This window comes from Mycoplana sp. 10N416 (assembly GCF_056394765.1).
In genome coordinates this window covers 1-14,115 of record NZ_JBFTIM010000025.1, presented here as the reverse complement: position 1 = coordinate 14,115, position 14,115 = coordinate 1, and the positions used below count along the sequence as shown (strand labels likewise).

Sequence of the window (14,115 nt, the reverse complement as noted above, 5' to 3'; positions counted from 1 at the left end):
ATCCAAAGAAACCTCTCAGTTCGGGCTGGCCGCCTGTCTCGCTGCTGCCGCCTCTCCCGTTGCGCCCCCCTCGTCGGTCAGCCCCTCACTGATCGGCATAATCGACGCAGTCTGGATCTCCGAGCATGCGGTGACGGCCTGCGCGATCTGTTCGATTTGTCCGCGCTGGGCACCATTGACTGCAAAAGCGCTGGCTTGTGAAATCGCTAAGCCAAGCTGCTTGTCTAGTTCATTACATTTTCCGTCTTCACTTGCAGCATCTGCAAGTGCAACAACTAGATCGGCTATTCCCTGGTCAAAGATCTCGCCCCTACCGCTCGAGGCTTGAAGCGTATCCATGTAATTGCCCATGGCTCCGCGGCATGCTGGATCTCCCGATCCGCAAGCATTAACAACAGCTCGCGTGGCAGCGATCCCTGCCGTTTGCGCGGCAGCCGGGATGACAAACAGTGCGGAAAACATAGTCAAACATGTTACTTTGAACATCAGGATAGCCCCGAATAGCGCCAAGATGACTGCAGCGTATCCCTCGTTCACCGCCTTAGTCAATCATTAACTATATATATTTTGCTCTCCTCATCCTTAAATATAGTTGGCGCGGAGTATCACCGGCTGAATGACACCCAAGCGTCACTGGCGGCGGTGCGTTTATGGCTGGTCGTATAAATTATAATGTCGTCAACGGCTTTTGGCAGAAGTATCATCCGCATTGCTCTTCTCTGCCCGCCTTCGTGCAGCCGCAACTCTCAAGAGAACTCCGAGGATCAACGCTCCGTTGTACACCCCGATTGTCAGTAAAACTAAAATCGCGGTCGCGTCGATGGCCCAAAAGACGCCCAGGACAATAAGTGCCCCCGTGATCCACCAGAAGATGGAACCGATGAAGCCGAGAGCTGTTCCCAAAAAGACACTTCCAATGAAGAGAATACCGGACACAACGGTCAATTTGAACTCCGAGGGTCCGAAACCGCGACGCCATGTTCAACATTGCGATCCACGAGTAACCAGTCCCAGTATCTTTCACCCTGCCTCAAAACAATACCTTTAGTTTGAAAAACTGTTTCAAATCTGAACGTTGCCCTCAAAGAAAACCATCTGGATTCGTGAAAGTCACGCCAAAAAAGCACTATTTTAGGTGACGCTTGACCAAGTGGTTACTCAAGTGTAAACGTTCACGCAGGGTTAGGACGCTTTCTTACAAGCATATAGGCGCCGGACAACGGTGGATCTGCGTATTGATGGATGCGCAGCGGCTTTGTTTATGCAGGTGTACAAGTGTTAAGAGTAAAGAGTTCACTGCATTCAAATAAAAAAGACCGCCCGCTTGCAGGGTCGGCGACAGAAAACGGTATCAACGCTGGAAACGATTTCCAAGAGAAATCATATATCTTGGTCACAAGAGTAAATATCGGAAGAAGCTTTCAGAATAGCCAAGCGCTTGCAAAGAGAATAATCGATATTGTTATTTCCGCATCTGCACTGGCTCTCCTTCTTCCTGCTTTCGTTATTTTGATATTTGCCATTCGGCTGGAAAGCCGCGGGCCGGCAATTTTCACGCAGTATCGCTGGGGGCGCAACTCAAAGCCATTTCGTGTTTACAAGTTTCGCTCGATGGCGGCTACAGTCGAAGATTCCGGCTTGCGGCAGGCAGTGCGCAGTGACACACGAGTGACCCGGTTGGGCGCCGTCCTCAGGCGAACTAACATCGACGAGTTGCCGCAGCTTCTGAATGTGCTGAAGGGGGATATGTCGCTGGTAGGGCCACGCTGCCATCCAATAGAGATGCTGGCCGGCGGCATTCCTTATGAGGATTTGGTACCAGACTACCACCGCCGCCACGCAGTGCGGCCTGGCCTGACTGGCCTGGCCCAAGTGCATGGCTTGCGCGGACCTACCACGGATGCCACGGCGGCAATTGCGCGAGTTAAGCACGACCTCGAATACATTCGGGAATTCAGTATTTGGCTGGATTTCAAGATAATCGCACGGACCTTGAGCAATGAATTAAGAGCAGGCGGAACCGGTTTTTAGCACTGTTGGCCGCCTAAAAACACTCCTAGTAATACGCAGAAAACTTCAATACATCGAGAAAGATAGGTTGATGAAAAAACGTATACTTGTGACTGGCGGCGCTGGTTTTGTAGGGTCGCACCTATGTAGACGACTCCTCGAGCAGGGAAATTTTGTCTATTGCCTAGACAATTTGTATTCCGGTTTTCACGAAAATATTCGCGAAATGGAATGCTCCGGAAACTTTGCATTCATTTTGCACGACATAACGACTCCGATCGATTTGACGGTCGACGCCATTTACAACCTCGCATGCCCAGCATCCCCCGGCCATTACCAGGCTGATCCGATTCACACAACACGGACAAGTATCCTCGGCGCCATCAATATGCTGGAGCTCGCAGTACGAGTTAGAGCGCCTATTCTTCAGGCATCAACGTCCGAAGTTTATGGTGATCCGGAACAGCACCCGCAAGGGGAAAGCTATTGGGGGAACGTCAATCCCCTGGGCATTCGCTCATGCTATGATGAAGGGAAGCGTTGCGCAGAAAGCTTGTTCCTTGACTACCACCGCATGCGGGGGGCCAACATCAGGATCGCGCGCATATTCAACACCTACGGTCCGCGCATGCATCCAGATGACGGCCGGGTGGTTTCGAACTTCATAGTGCAGGCCCTCACAGGCAAGGACCTTACAATTTACGGGCAAGGCACGCAGACCCGTTGCCTCTGCTATGTCGACGATCTCGTCAGTGGGCTCGTCTCATTGATGAATGCCGAAGGCCAAGCCATCGGTCCGATTAACCTCGGAAATCCGGTCGAGATGACAGTTCTTGAGATTGCAAAATTGATACTTCAATTGACTGGTTCCAAGTCGCGGATCGTTCACAAGGCCCTTCCTGCAGACGATCCCAAGAAGCGCTGTCCCGATATCAAGCTTGCCCGGGATCGCCTCGGCTGGAAACCAAGGGTAAACGTCGAGGAGGGCCTCAAGCGAACAATCCAGCATTTCCGTAGCCAGATTGGAGCTCTTACATCCGACGTGATGGAGACGTCGCCTATGTTGATACCCGCGGCCGTCTCGCAACACCTAACCGCTGCAGAATGAGCAGGCTGTTGTTCTCGGTAAGGAGCTTAACGCGCCCGTCGGCAACCCATTTTACCTCGACCTCCATCGTCAATAGCCGATTGGTACACACGTTGCTGGATCAGGCTGTAGTCAGCCTGCAGAACTTTGGAACGGTCGTCTTGATCGGACGCTTCTGCGGTGCCGAGCAGCTCGGAATCTACGTGGTCTGCTTCACCACGATACTGCTGGCAAGTGCTGCGTGTGAATCGCTTGTGATCGCGCCGTACATGGTGCAAACGCGCTCGAAGGGCACGCACAACGAACGGACGTACCTGGGTAGCGTAGTTGCTCATCAAATCGTACTCGCACTACTGTGTTCGCTAGCGCTCACCGCAAGCGCGTTGCTGGCTGATGCCTTTGATCGTGCACTCCAATTTACCGCTCCGCTCTTGATGCTTGCGATTGCTCTTCCGGCGATCCTCATTCGGGAACTGAGCCGGCGTTACTCAATGGCGAAACTGAGAGCACAGAACGCGCTGGTTGTTGACGTTGCCGCGGCTGTTATGCAGATGGCTGGCCTGCTGGGGCTGGCTGCTACCGAACAGTTAGATGCGACCACTGCGCTCGGTGCACTAGCGGCAGCGAACATTGCATCAATCGTGCCTTGGTGGTTGGCCGAGCAGCCGCGTTTTCGATTGACCTTAAGAGCAATCCACGCGGACTTTCAGCGCAATGTTTCGCTCGGCATGTGGAACCTGTGCGCCCTCTTGACCTTTATCGTCCTGCTCTATGGAGTTCCGTGGACACTGACAGCTCTCGGGGACCAACTGGCTGTCGGCGTCTTCGGCGCGGCTCATTCGCTCGTGATGATGACTAACCCGCTCACGCAAGGCATTGCCAACAATTTAATGCCGGTTTGCGCTAATACTTGGCGCGATGGAAGCTTTGCATGCACTCGCCCGCTCGTGCAGCGATACTCGCTGCTTCTCTTCGGGGCTTTGGCGGTGGCCAGCGCCCCGCTGATCCTCCTCGGCGATTTCTTTTTGTCATTTCTTTTCGGTGAGGGCTTTGCAGGTCACGGTGCATTGGTCGCAGTTCTAACGCTCGCCGCAATTGTCCGCGCGGGCGCTATGGCGAGCTATATAGCTCTTTGGGCGGCCGGAGGGTCAGCCACAAACGCCGGCATAAATGTGATCGCCCTGCTGACGCTGTTCGCATCGTTCACCATGCTGTATCCGCGAGCAGGCCTTTTAGGGGCGGGTGTCGCGGTGCTGTCGGCAGATACAGTGGCGGCTGCGTTGCGGTTCAATGCCTTCTACCGCCTTGGTTTCACCAACAAGGCGATGGGGGGATAATGTCTCGAGTAACGACATTCACCCAAGACCTCGCAAAGCAGCCCTCAAACCGTGGGATCGGACTAGGTTTTGCGACGGTCGCGGTTTGGATCATCACCACGTTCGCGATGTTTCGTACGCGCAGCATCAACGATCTGCTCGGTGGCAACGCAGTGGACGGACAGGTTGCGTTTCAGGTCGTTTCCTGGGGGCTGCTTGGGCTGCTTGCCGTGAGTTGCGTGCTGTCAGGTCGTGTCGACCTTAATCTTCTGCGACGCGGCCCGGTCGCCTGGTACCTCGCCTTTACCTGCCTCGCGCTGGCATCAACATTGTACTCAGTAAATCCCGCCTTCACCTTCTTCTACGCGGCGCAGAACCTAACGTTAATTTTGCTCGTGTGCAGCATGGGGCACCGCCTCGACGCAATCTACAGGTTGATCGTTCTCTACGTTGGCATCAACTGGATGTTGCTGCTGCTTGGTACGCTCGGTATCACATTCGGCCTCGAGTGGATTACTACAGCGGAAGAAAGCTACATCCGCTTCGGGGGCTCACCGGGCGAAATGTGGCGTTTCAGTACGGCATTCGGGCATCCAAGTTTGCTATCGATCGTTGCGGCGATCGGAGCGGTCGGCATTGCCACGAGTGACGGGGCACTGCGGCTCCGCCGCCTACTAGTAGTCTGGCTCGCCATAACGGTCATTCTGACGCTAAGTCGTACAGCGATCGCCGGAATGGCCGCCGGATTCGTCATAGTTGCTATTCGTCGTGGCACGGTCAGTTTGGCGACCACTGTAGTCTTTCTGAGCCTCTCTGCCGCTCTATGCATGCCAGGGTTTGATAACCAACTTACCGCCGTCCTCATGCGCGGCCAGTCAAGCGACGAATTCAACTCCCTCACCGGACGATCAGAAATCTATTCCGTTGCATTGCAGCGCATCAGCGAGTCGTGGCTGGGGGACGGTTTCCGCTCACTGCGCGGTAGACCACTTCTTGGGGAACAGTGGGGACAGGGCGTTTCACATGCCCACAATTTAGTACTTCAAGCCGTCATCGACCTTGGATATGCGGGAGCATTCACGGTTTTGATGACACTCGGCACCTTGGGTGCTTACGCACTAAGCTTGGCTTGGCCACGTTTGCGCGGGGGCGCTACAAATCGGCTCGATTTCGAAACGCTTGCCATCTTTTTCCCGGTACTAGCTTTCTGCACGCTCGATTCCGGTTTCGCCGTCAACGTCAACGCCTTTGTCGTGGTCTTCGTCGTGATCTGCGCAAGGGCACGTTGGAAAGTGCTGACAGGGAATATCGGCTACGAAGGGCATGGCCACGACTTACACAGCGGCGGGAGTATCGCCCGTCAAAGGGGGCGCAAATGGCTTCGCTGACTGTTCTCATGCCCGCTTACAACGCAGGCGCGTTCCTTCGAGAGGCTATCGCTTCGGTGCTCGCCCAGGACATGCCGGACTTCCGGTTACTCATTCTCGATGACGGATCTACCGACGGAAGCAACGCCACGATCGCCGATTTCGGAGATCAGCGTATCGTTGTTTCCCGTTCTCAGGACAAGCTCGGCCTCGGCGCGACGCTAACGCGTGGCTTAAAGCTTTGCGATACCGAGTTTTTCGTACGTATGGATGCGGATGACGTTATACCGATTTCGAAGTTTACTGCGCAATTGAGTTTCCTGCGCTCCCACCCACTGGTTGGTATGGTCGGCACACAATTCCATTATTTCGGAACAGCCGGCACCAGCGTTCTTTCACCACGCCTGCCGCTAAAGCATGAAGAGATTGTCGCCGGCCTACACCGCCAAGCGCTGACATTGGTTCATGGTAGCCTGATGGGGAGGACAGACGTCCTACGTAAGGTAGGAGGTTACCGGATACGTGGCATGGGAGAAGACTGGGACATGTTTCTTCGCGTGGGAGAGGTCAGCCAGCTCGCCAATCTGCCAGATGATCTCTACGCATGGAGGCTACATGGGGGAAATGCAAGAGTGGCGCACCTACAGGAGCAGCAGCTCGGCATCGAGTTCGCCTGCGATTGTGCCGTCCGGCGAGCGGGCGGCGAAGAAGAGCGGACCTTCGAAGATTTCCTCAAAAGCCGCCGCGGTCGCCACTTTCTTTTCCGATGGCGCAAGCAGATCGATCTTTATGCGCTCGCACAGTACCGCATTGCATTGACACAAATTTCCGGCGGCAAACGGCTCAGAGGGCACACCCGACTGGCCGTTGCCGCCGCATGTTCACCTCTACGGACAATAGGGCGTTTGCAGCGGATGGTGTTTCGGGCCGCGGCACCGTTCCGCTGTAATGTTGGAAGATGACCATGCGTATCGCGATGATCGGGCTGAGAGGGATCCCTGCCAAATACAGCGGCGTCGAGACAGCCGTCGAGGAAATCGGCGCACGCATGGTTGAGGAGGGGCACAGCGTGTTTGTCTATTGCATGAGCAGTAGTCAGGGTGCATCGACAGCGCCCTACCGAGGCATGCGTCGTATCACCATTCCAACAATTCGGTCGAAAAACTTGGAAATGATAGTCTATTCGGTCCTTGCGACCATTCATGCAATTTTCGGTCGCTACGACATCATCCATTTCCAGGCGCTCGGTCCATCCAGCATGGCTTTTCTTTGCTGGCTCGCACGGCGACCATCGGTGGTGACATGCCACGGCCTCGACTACAAGCGTGAGAAATGGGGGCCATTCGCACGCAGCTATCTTCGGCTGGGAGAGTACGTCAGCGCTCGCTACGCTGCCGAGGTCATCACCGTCTCGCGCTCGCTCCAACGTCACTTCGCTGATGCTTGCCGCAGGCAGGCCACCTACATCCCGAACGGATCATTCCAGCAGGCGCGCATTGAACTTGGACAATCCTCCGACCGATTTGGGATCCTGCCAAAGGGGTACGTTGTTTTCGTCGGACGGCTAGTCGAATGCAAGCGTGTTGACCACCTCATCCGCGCGTTCAGCAAGTGCGAAACCAAGCTAAAGCTGGTGATCGCCGGCGAAGGGCCTCCCGAAATTGTAAAGGATTTGCGAGCGCTGGCGAAGGAGGACGACCGCGTAGTCTTCACCGGACACCTGCATGGGAGTGAACTTGCAGCTGTGTTCTCAAATGCCGCCCTCTATGTGTTGCCTTCCGTTCTGGAAGGACTGCCGTTGTCCTTAATAGAGGCACTAGCTTATGATCTTCCCGTCGTCGTAAGCGACATTCCAGAAAATCTCGAAGTCGTGGCCGATGGCGAGCGCTACCGGGCAACAATCGTGAAAAGCGACGATCCGGAAAGTCTTCACCAAGGGCTGGAAGCAGCAATTACCGCATTGCAACTGATGGGCGACCATACAACTGGCAACTCCGACTTCGTGCTTACCAAGTACAACTGGAACCAGATTTGCAAGGAAACCTTGGCCTCCTATGCGCGGGTCCTGACTGAGTATAGGCAAAAGGTGACAGCAAGGTGAGCGCGCCAAGGCAACAGCGTCGTATGGCTCGCATCACTCTGCATGCAGCGGCGATGGTCCTGGGTCTCTTCACAATCCTTGCGGGTACTGTCGCTTGGCGAGAGGCGGCGGTCCTGCTGACAAGCTCGCGTGATCCGGCGCTGAGCATCCCCGCATTTCTCGATGGAACCACAAGACCTGGTTTTTCAATATACTCGAGTAACCTCCTGCTCGATGATTGCCTGCGCGACATGCACTCGGTCTACGGACGCGTACAACCGCACAAGAGGCGGCAGGCAATTCTTCGGCACTGCTCCAACCTAGCCATGGGGATTGTGGCAAGATCGCCAAGCCATGCCTATGCTTGGTTCGTTGGTGCCTACGCGGCCGCCGCAGCGGGCGAAACAGATGCCTTCAATCAGCGTTTGCAGATGGCTCAGGCATTCAGCCCCTACGAACTCTGGCTAGGCGAATTGCGCGTCCGACTTGCGTCGAGCCACAACGGTTCCCTGAACGCGCAATCACGCACTAACCAGAGCAGCGACATTCGATTGCATCTGATGACAGATCGCGGCGCCAAGGCGATCACGCTCGCGATGACCCAAGATTCGGCTTTAAAACAACATGTGCTCGAGGAAGCGGAAAATCTACCAGACAACATGAAATGGCGCCTCGTCGAAAAGCTAGAGCGTCAGATGAAGGCGAGGCAGGACGCACAATGACTGTTGCGGTGAAAGTCGACTTCGCTCCTGGATTGGCAACAAAGCGCCGGAAAGACGGCGTCACATGGTACCTTCTTGCTGTCGTTTCTTTGGCACCTATTCCGTTCGCGAGCAACCGGCCCTTCTTTTGGGCGGCATGGGCAGCCGCCACGGGTCTTTGCTGTGTAATTTATCTTGTGACGACCGCATCTGCGAACCGCACTTTGTCCGTACCTATAGCCGACCTGCGCGGTCCGCTGGTGCTTTGGGCATCCTTCTGCTTGTTTGCACTCTTTCAAACACTCCCGTTGGCGGCCGATACGGGTGCAAGTGAGTTCAGCTTCGCCACTGGCGCTCGGTTCTACAGTGCCTACCCTAGCCTCACCCCAGGGTCGACCTTACTCGCGGCTATCCGCAACGTGGGATATGGATTGTTCTTCTTTCTGGCGGTTCAGGCCTCGACAAACGAACGACGGCGCATTTTCATGCTACACGCCGTCCTCTTTATAGTGGCGACGAACGCACTCTGCGCACTTCTATCTTTGAAGCAACTCGGCGACACCATTCTGTTTCTGCCTAAATGGGGCTATCTAGGATCAGCAACCGGTTTCTTCGTCAACCGGAACTCGTTCGCGACATTCCTGGCATTCGGGTTGGTGATCGCCACATCACTACTGATCTCGCCGCCATCGGATGCCCAGCAGCGGGGCCCGGTTCGGCTTCACGCGAGATTGCTCGTCTTTGCGCAAATGCTTCTTTTGGCTGCTACGATTGTGGCCACACAATCACGCATGGGGACGATTGCCGCAACGTGTGGCGTGGTGTTCGCTGCCGGTGTTGGCATACTCAAGGGCAGCGATGACAGCCTGAGACACAGAATGAAAATTATCCTCGCTGCCGGTGCGCTAGCCACTATCAGCATCCTCTATGGATCAAGGTTAGCCGAGCGATTTGATAATGCGCACCAGTCGGCAGAATCCCGCAGTGCGCTCTACAGTCAGGTAATGGAGATGATCAACGCCCGCCCACTTCTCGGATATGGGGGCGATAGCTTTGAGCTCGCCTATCCTATTTTTCACCGACCTCCGGTGCCCACTGACCTCGTATGGGACAAAGCGCACTCCACCTATCTTGCGCTTTGGGTCGAGTACGGAATGATCGCGGGAAGCCTGCCGTTGGTAGTCCTGTGCCTGATTGGGATGGCTACTTGCCGCTCGTTGTGGCGAAAGGAGCAGAGATTTTCGGCCGAAGTGGCCAGTATAGGGGTGGGCGTTGTGGCAACCGTTCACTCCACGGTCGATTTTAGTCTCGAAATACAGGCAAATACTCTTCTTTTCCTGCTGCTGCTGGGGATTGGTTTCGGTGCCGCACGTGACCGCCAAACAAGCTTAAGTCGTGTTCCCTTCCCTGCTGGCGGGGACATTGCGGGATGAAAACACTCGGTCAAGCCTTGCCAGATCAAGCAGTAATGACCGGAAGTGGGTGGGAGCGGCTTGTCAGCGCTGCTCGCCGTGTATTTTTTTCGCCATTGGATCGCCGCTCCAGTAGCAGACAGCGAACTCGCATCATATTGCCGGTCTGGCCGGCTGCAATCTATGCGGTCGGCGACATTCATGGATCTTTGGCGCTTCTGAAACAAATGGACGAGAAAATCCGTGCCGATTGCGAAAGAATTCCGGGACGCAAACTCGTGGTCATGCTGGGTGATTATGTTGATCGCGGTCCGGCATCCGCGCAGGTGCTCGATTGGCTAATGGCTCCCATGGCGGCAGATATCGAGCGAATTTGCCTGGCGGGCAACCACGAGGAAGCAATGCTTGCTTTTCTTTCCGCCCCCCTCAAGAACAGCCATTGGCTGCGTTGGGGAGGAGCCGCAACGCTGTGGTCGTATGGACTCGACGCGGATCATTTGTCTTCATTGCGCAGCAGGCGAGCCGTTCACCGGCTTATTAGTGCCCACATCCCTGACGATCACATCGCTTTCCTGCGCCGAATGCCGATCATGGTGCGTGCGCCAGAAATCGTGTTGGTTCATGCAGGTCTACGCGCTGGGGTGACGCTAGACAGACAGAGCGACAGTGATCTCCAATGGCTCCGCGATGGCGGGAACTACCGCCGTGAGAAGCATGATCCACTGCTCGTCCACGGCCACACACCGAGCGTTTCGCCGTTTGTATCGACACATCGAATATGCCTCGACACCGGCGCCTACGACACCGGCATTCTTACAGCGGTCCGACTGACTTCGGCTGACCAATTCCAGATAATCTCATGCAGTGTGAAAACAGCCCTCTAAACATATCGTCAACTTGCGGCAGGTTAGGCTCGGGCCGTTTCCAACCGTGCGCCGCTCGCCCATTAACCGATGGTGGCCGTTATGCAGGTCCTTAATTCAAATTCAAATTCCCGCCCCCGATGGCAGCCACTCGACGTGCGGATGAAAGGCGGTGATCCGGGGTTCGATATAGTTCAACTGATTGGGCCGATCCGACGACGAATCCGGCTTATATTGTCAACGTTTGCCATTGTTCTTATGCTCGCGGCACTCGCTTTACTTGCAATAACACCGCGTTATACCGCTTCCGCCCTTATCCAGATCGACCCCAGCACGAAGAATCTCCTCGATACGACCTTAAGCCAGGCCAACTTCGGAGCCGAGAACACGCGAGTGGAAAGCGAAGTCGGAATTCTTCGCTCCCAAGCCATTCTCCTCTCCGTGGTCAAACAAAACCAACTCGTCTTGGATGCTGAGTTCGCCACCACGGGCAACTGGATAAACGCCCTTCTCCTTAAGCTGCGCCTGGGAGCACCTCAACCACTGTCCGAGCAGGAACAGACGCAGCAAACGCTTGAACGCTTCGCCAGGCACGTTGCAGTCAACCGCGTGGGAGCAACCTACCTCATATCCGTGGACGTGCAGTCGCGGGACCCAAACAAAGCAGCGACGCTCGCCAATGCGATTGCCGCGACATACATCCGAGCACAGGTCGAGACCAAAATCACCTCGATATTGACCGCTCGGGAAGTCCTTAGCAAACGCATTGCGCAGGCCAGTCAAGCAATCCAGGAATCGGAGGCCGAATTCGAGAGCTTCATCGGAAGCAATCTCGAGAAGATTGCCCAAAGGAACGGTTCCACAAGTCTCACCGAACTCCGCGATCGTCTGGCTTCAGCACGAAAGTCGCACGAACGGGACTTGGCAGCATTCCATGGATTGGACGAAAGCGTGCGTCGCAACGATTGGGCCTCCGTTGCGGAATCACTCCGTTCAGAAGCGATCAGGCAGCTCGGTGAGCAGCACCAGAAAGTCAGAACACAAATTGCGGCGAATACAGGCACAAAACCAATCAATTTGCGTGAAGAGTTAGCAAGAATTGAGGCTGACCTTAATGTTCAGACAAGAATTGGCAACGCTGCTCTGAAACAAAGGATCGATCAGTCAGAAAGGGATATCGACACTTTGCGCCAAAGTGTCCGCGAAACTGTTTTACAAAGCAATCTGCCTACTGAGGTACTGGCAGAGCTCTATCAGCTTCAGCAGGGATCCGAAATTGCACGGTCGCAATATCAAACACTGCTTTCGCGATTGAAGGAAATGGAAGCGCAGGCCGAGCTACAGATCGCCGACAGCCGGATCGTGTCCAGTGCGCTTGCGCCGACCAAACCGTCATTCCCCAAGGTCGGTCTGGTTCTTGGTCTCGCCGCGATCGGCAGCATTGCGCTCGGTGTTTCGCTTGCGTTCATTTATGAAAACTATATCGGCGGCTTTTTGTCAGAAGACCAGGTTGCCTCAGTTCTTGGAGTGCCGCGTGTTTTCACGGTGCCATTGCAGAGAAGTTCGGGTCGTAACGAAGAGGGCTCGCTTTCCGATATCATCGTTCACGCCCCAACCTCGCGGTACTCAGAAGCCGTGCGACGGATTTGGGCAGCTGTCGAACAGGCAAAGAGATCGACCAGCAGGCATGATGCGACGGCACAGCATGGTGCCTTCATTGTTATGGTGTCCTCTGCGCTACCAGCCGAAGGCAAGACAACTCTCGCCACCGCTTTAGCGCGAAACTTCGCGCAGGAAGGGAGAAGGACGCTGCTGGTAGACTGCGATTTGCGTAAGCCTGCCGTGCATCGGCACACCGGCGTAGCTGTAACTGTCGGGCTTCAGGAATTGCTTTCCTCGTCGCCTGGCAAGGGGTCAGACAGCATTATCATGCTCGATTCAAAGACAGATCTGCGTATTATTGGCGGGCGCCGCACGACAGAGAAGATGCCGGCGACGCTGATCGCTGGCGAGGAATTCAAGAGAATGCTCAGCCTTGCAACTAAAAGCTATGATTTTATCATACTTGATTCGCCGCCAATTGAACCCATCATTGATGGTCTCTACCTAGCCCACTATGCTGATTTGCTGGTGTTCTCGCTCGCATGGGGACAAACGCCCCAACGAGAAGCCAGTTCCGCCTTGGACGCCATTTCCGCGGCGCGGGACAGACCATTGGATTTGATCTGTGTTTTGAACAAACGTGGAGACGATACATTCGACAAGCAAGGGTACTACTATGACCCTTGAATGAAGTATTTCATAAGCACAAGGTGTTGGCGTCTGGGAAGGGTCTTATAGTCTCGGTAAGGCTAGCAGCTGACAAACAAAAAAGCCCCTCTCCCGAGTAAGGAAGAGGGGCTTGGTTATGCGGACCGGCGTGTAGCCGTCCTTTGTTCAAACGCGCGGTCTAGCCGCTCGTTCATGGCGTCGATACGCTGGGCCACGCTTTCGATCGCTCGAAGGAGTTGGGCAGTCTGCTCCTGCAGGTCGGCCTTGGTGGCATAGGTCTGGGCGACGTGGAGTTCGTGTTTTGCGAGGTCGGCGCTGGCCTTCTCTGCCTTTTCGCTCGCCGCTGTGATCTTACCTTCGACCTTCCACCAGATAGTGAGGATAAAGCCACCGAGCGCGACAAGCGGACCGATATAGGATAGCCAGTCGCTCACGGCTGCACCCCGCACAAGGCCCGCTGCTTTTCGAGTTCCACCGGGATCTGCCGGTTGGAGCCTTCGGTCAGCACATCATCCACGAGGATCTGCCGGATGATGGCGGCAGAGCGGCGGGCCAGCCGATGCGCATAAGCAAGCCCTTCCATGTCTTCTGAGGAAGGCCACATCGGCGGCCTAACGCGACCTCCGAGCCGGCTGCACTGACAGGGCGGCGTCGAGGCCAGGCGGGGAGCGTTCGCCATCTGAAGCCTGACCATCGATGCAAAGGCTTCTTGCAAGTTTCGCCAATACTTATTCGAAAATGGACAGCTTACTTTCATCCCAACCCGACGGCATTCCCTGATCAACCGTTGCGGCGGAACCAACACAACAACCACAGGAGACGACCATGCAGACTGCAAGACCCTTCACCGCTTTCGCCGTGGCTCTTGCCCTCGCGCTGGGAGCACCCGGGATCGTCGCGGCGCAAACCCATGCGCATGACGGCTCTGGCGAGGCGGCAATAGAGATCATGCTGAACAATGGCGCCAAATGGCAGGGCGATCAAAACATGGTCATCGGCATGACCGCG

14 protein-coding genes and 1 pseudogene are annotated in these 14,115 nt (G+C 55.4%); 11 read left to right on the top strand and 4 right to left on the bottom strand.

Translation table 11 applies throughout. From position 1 onward, the window contains the following. Positions 1-15: 15 nt before the first annotated feature. Both AC1DDS_RS24585 and AC1DDS_RS24580 read right to left on the bottom strand, forming a co-directional pair. Positions 16-486, bottom strand: coding sequence for a hypothetical protein (locus AC1DDS_RS24585; RefSeq protein WP_477481254.1), 471 nt, complete (start codon positions 484-486; stop codon positions 16-18). Between the two features lie 192 nt (positions 487-678). Then, complete coding sequence (locus AC1DDS_RS24580) at positions 679-945, bottom strand: hypothetical protein (RefSeq protein WP_477481253.1); 267 nt, start codon at positions 943-945, stop codon at positions 679-681. Between the two features lie 297 nt (positions 946-1,242). On the opposite strand from AC1DDS_RS24580, the gene AC1DDS_RS24575 reads away from it, so the two are divergent. The 10 genes from AC1DDS_RS24575 to AC1DDS_RS24530 all read left to right on the top strand — a co-directional run bounded on the left by AC1DDS_RS24575 (position 1,243) and on the right by AC1DDS_RS24530 (position 13,125). Beyond that, a complete protein-coding gene (locus AC1DDS_RS24575; RefSeq protein ID WP_477481252.1) occupies positions 1,243-2,031 on the top strand; it encodes a sugar transferase in 789 nt (262 codons plus the stop codon). A gap of 70 nt (positions 2,032-2,101) precedes the next feature. Further along, positions 2,102-3,118 carry a UDP-glucuronic acid decarboxylase family protein gene (locus AC1DDS_RS24570; RefSeq protein WP_477481251.1) on the top strand — a complete coding sequence of 339 codons (1,017 nt, stop codon included), beginning with the start codon at positions 2,102-2,104 and terminating at the stop codon, positions 3,116-3,118. A 92-nt stretch (positions 3,119-3,210) separates the two neighbouring features. Continuing rightward, positions 3,211-4,434: a lipopolysaccharide biosynthesis protein gene (locus AC1DDS_RS24565; RefSeq protein ID WP_477481250.1), complete on the top strand. Its 1,224-nt coding sequence runs from the start codon at positions 3,211-3,213 to the stop codon at positions 4,432-4,434. Then, on the top strand, positions 4,434-5,801 hold the full coding sequence (locus AC1DDS_RS24560) for an O-antigen ligase family protein (protein ID WP_477481249.1): 1,368 nt from the start codon (positions 4,434-4,436) through the stop codon (positions 5,799-5,801). The genes AC1DDS_RS24565 and AC1DDS_RS24560 overlap by 1 nt, the downstream gene beginning before the upstream one ends. Next, positions 5,789-6,742, top strand: a complete 954-nt coding sequence (locus AC1DDS_RS24555) for a glycosyltransferase family 2 protein (RefSeq protein WP_477481248.1) — start codon at positions 5,789-5,791, stop codon at positions 6,740-6,742. Before AC1DDS_RS24560 ends, AC1DDS_RS24555 begins: the two co-directional genes overlap by 13 nt. 2 nt (positions 6,743-6,744) lie before the next feature. Continuing rightward, entirely contained in the window at positions 6,745-7,881 is a 1,137-nt protein-coding gene (locus AC1DDS_RS24550) for a glycosyltransferase family 4 protein (RefSeq protein WP_477481247.1), read from the top strand. Between the two features lie 23 nt (positions 7,882-7,904). Beyond that, entirely contained in the window at positions 7,905-8,582 is a 678-nt protein-coding gene (locus AC1DDS_RS24545; protein ID WP_477481246.1) for a hypothetical protein, read from the top strand. Next, positions 8,579-9,994 carry an O-antigen ligase family protein gene (locus AC1DDS_RS24540; RefSeq protein ID WP_477481245.1) on the top strand — a complete coding sequence of 472 codons (1,416 nt, stop codon included), beginning with the start codon at positions 8,579-8,581 and terminating at the stop codon, positions 9,992-9,994. The genes AC1DDS_RS24545 and AC1DDS_RS24540 overlap by 4 nt, the downstream gene beginning before the upstream one ends. Continuing rightward, on the top strand, positions 9,991-10,857 hold the full coding sequence (locus AC1DDS_RS24535; RefSeq protein ID WP_477481244.1) for a metallophosphoesterase family protein: 867 nt from the start codon (positions 9,991-9,993) through the stop codon (positions 10,855-10,857). Before AC1DDS_RS24540 ends, AC1DDS_RS24535 begins: the two co-directional genes overlap by 4 nt. Positions 10,858-10,998: 141 nt before the next feature. Beyond that, complete coding sequence (locus AC1DDS_RS24530) at positions 10,999-13,125, top strand: GumC family protein (RefSeq protein WP_477481243.1); 2,127 nt, start codon at positions 10,999-11,001, stop codon at positions 13,123-13,125. Between the two features lie 116 nt (positions 13,126-13,241). On the opposite strand, the gene AC1DDS_RS24525 is transcribed toward AC1DDS_RS24530, so the two are convergent. Continuing rightward, the gene (locus AC1DDS_RS24525; RefSeq protein WP_477481242.1) at positions 13,242-13,541 is read right to left on the bottom strand and encodes a hypothetical protein; all 300 of its coding nucleotides are present in this window, start codon (positions 13,539-13,541) and stop codon (positions 13,242-13,244) included. Beyond that, positions 13,538-13,690, bottom strand: a complete 153-nt coding sequence (locus AC1DDS_RS24520) for a hypothetical protein (protein ID WP_477481241.1) — start codon at positions 13,688-13,690, stop codon at positions 13,538-13,540. Before AC1DDS_RS24520 ends, AC1DDS_RS24525 begins: the two co-directional genes overlap by 4 nt. A gap of 242 nt (positions 13,691-13,932) precedes the next feature. Between AC1DDS_RS24520 and AC1DDS_RS24515 the strand changes: the two are divergent. After that, positions 13,933-14,115, top strand: a pseudogene (locus tag AC1DDS_RS24515) (hypothetical protein); the annotation flags it as partial.

Excerpts from the sequence above, each read along its gene's own strand:
- AC1DDS_RS24535 (WP_477481244.1), top strand. The coding sequence starts at position 9,991 with ATGAAAACACTCGGTCAAGCCTTGCCAGATCAAGCAGTAATGACCGGA.
- AC1DDS_RS24560 (WP_477481249.1), top strand. The coding sequence starts at position 4,434 with ATGTCTCGAGTAACGACATTCACCCAAGACCTCGCAAAGCAGCCCTCA.
- AC1DDS_RS24545 (WP_477481246.1), top strand. The coding sequence starts at position 7,905 with ATGGCTCGCATCACTCTGCATGCAGCGGCGATGGTCCTGGGTCTCTTC.
- AC1DDS_RS24530 (WP_477481243.1), top strand. The coding sequence starts at position 10,999 with ATGAAAGGCGGTGATCCGGGGTTCGATATAGTTCAACTGATTGGGCCG.
- AC1DDS_RS24570 (WP_477481251.1), top strand. The coding sequence starts at position 2,102 with ATGAAAAAACGTATACTTGTGACTGGCGGCGCTGGTTTTGTAGGGTCG.
- AC1DDS_RS24555 (WP_477481248.1), top strand. The coding sequence starts at position 5,789 with ATGGCTTCGCTGACTGTTCTCATGCCCGCTTACAACGCAGGCGCGTTC.
- AC1DDS_RS24550 (WP_477481247.1), top strand. The coding sequence starts at position 6,745 with ATGCGTATCGCGATGATCGGGCTGAGAGGGATCCCTGCCAAATACAGC.
- AC1DDS_RS24520 (WP_477481241.1), bottom strand. The coding sequence starts at position 13,690 with ATGGAAGGGCTTGCTTATGCGCATCGGCTGGCCCGCCGCTCTGCCGCC.
- AC1DDS_RS24585 (WP_477481254.1), bottom strand. The coding sequence starts at position 486 with ATGTTCAAAGTAACATGTTTGACTATGTTTTCCGCACTGTTTGTCATC.
- AC1DDS_RS24540 (WP_477481245.1), top strand. The coding sequence starts at position 8,579 with ATGACTGTTGCGGTGAAAGTCGACTTCGCTCCTGGATTGGCAACAAAG.
- AC1DDS_RS24575 (WP_477481252.1), top strand. The coding sequence starts at position 1,243 with ATGCGCAGCGGCTTTGTTTATGCAGGTGTACAAGTGTTAAGAGTAAAG.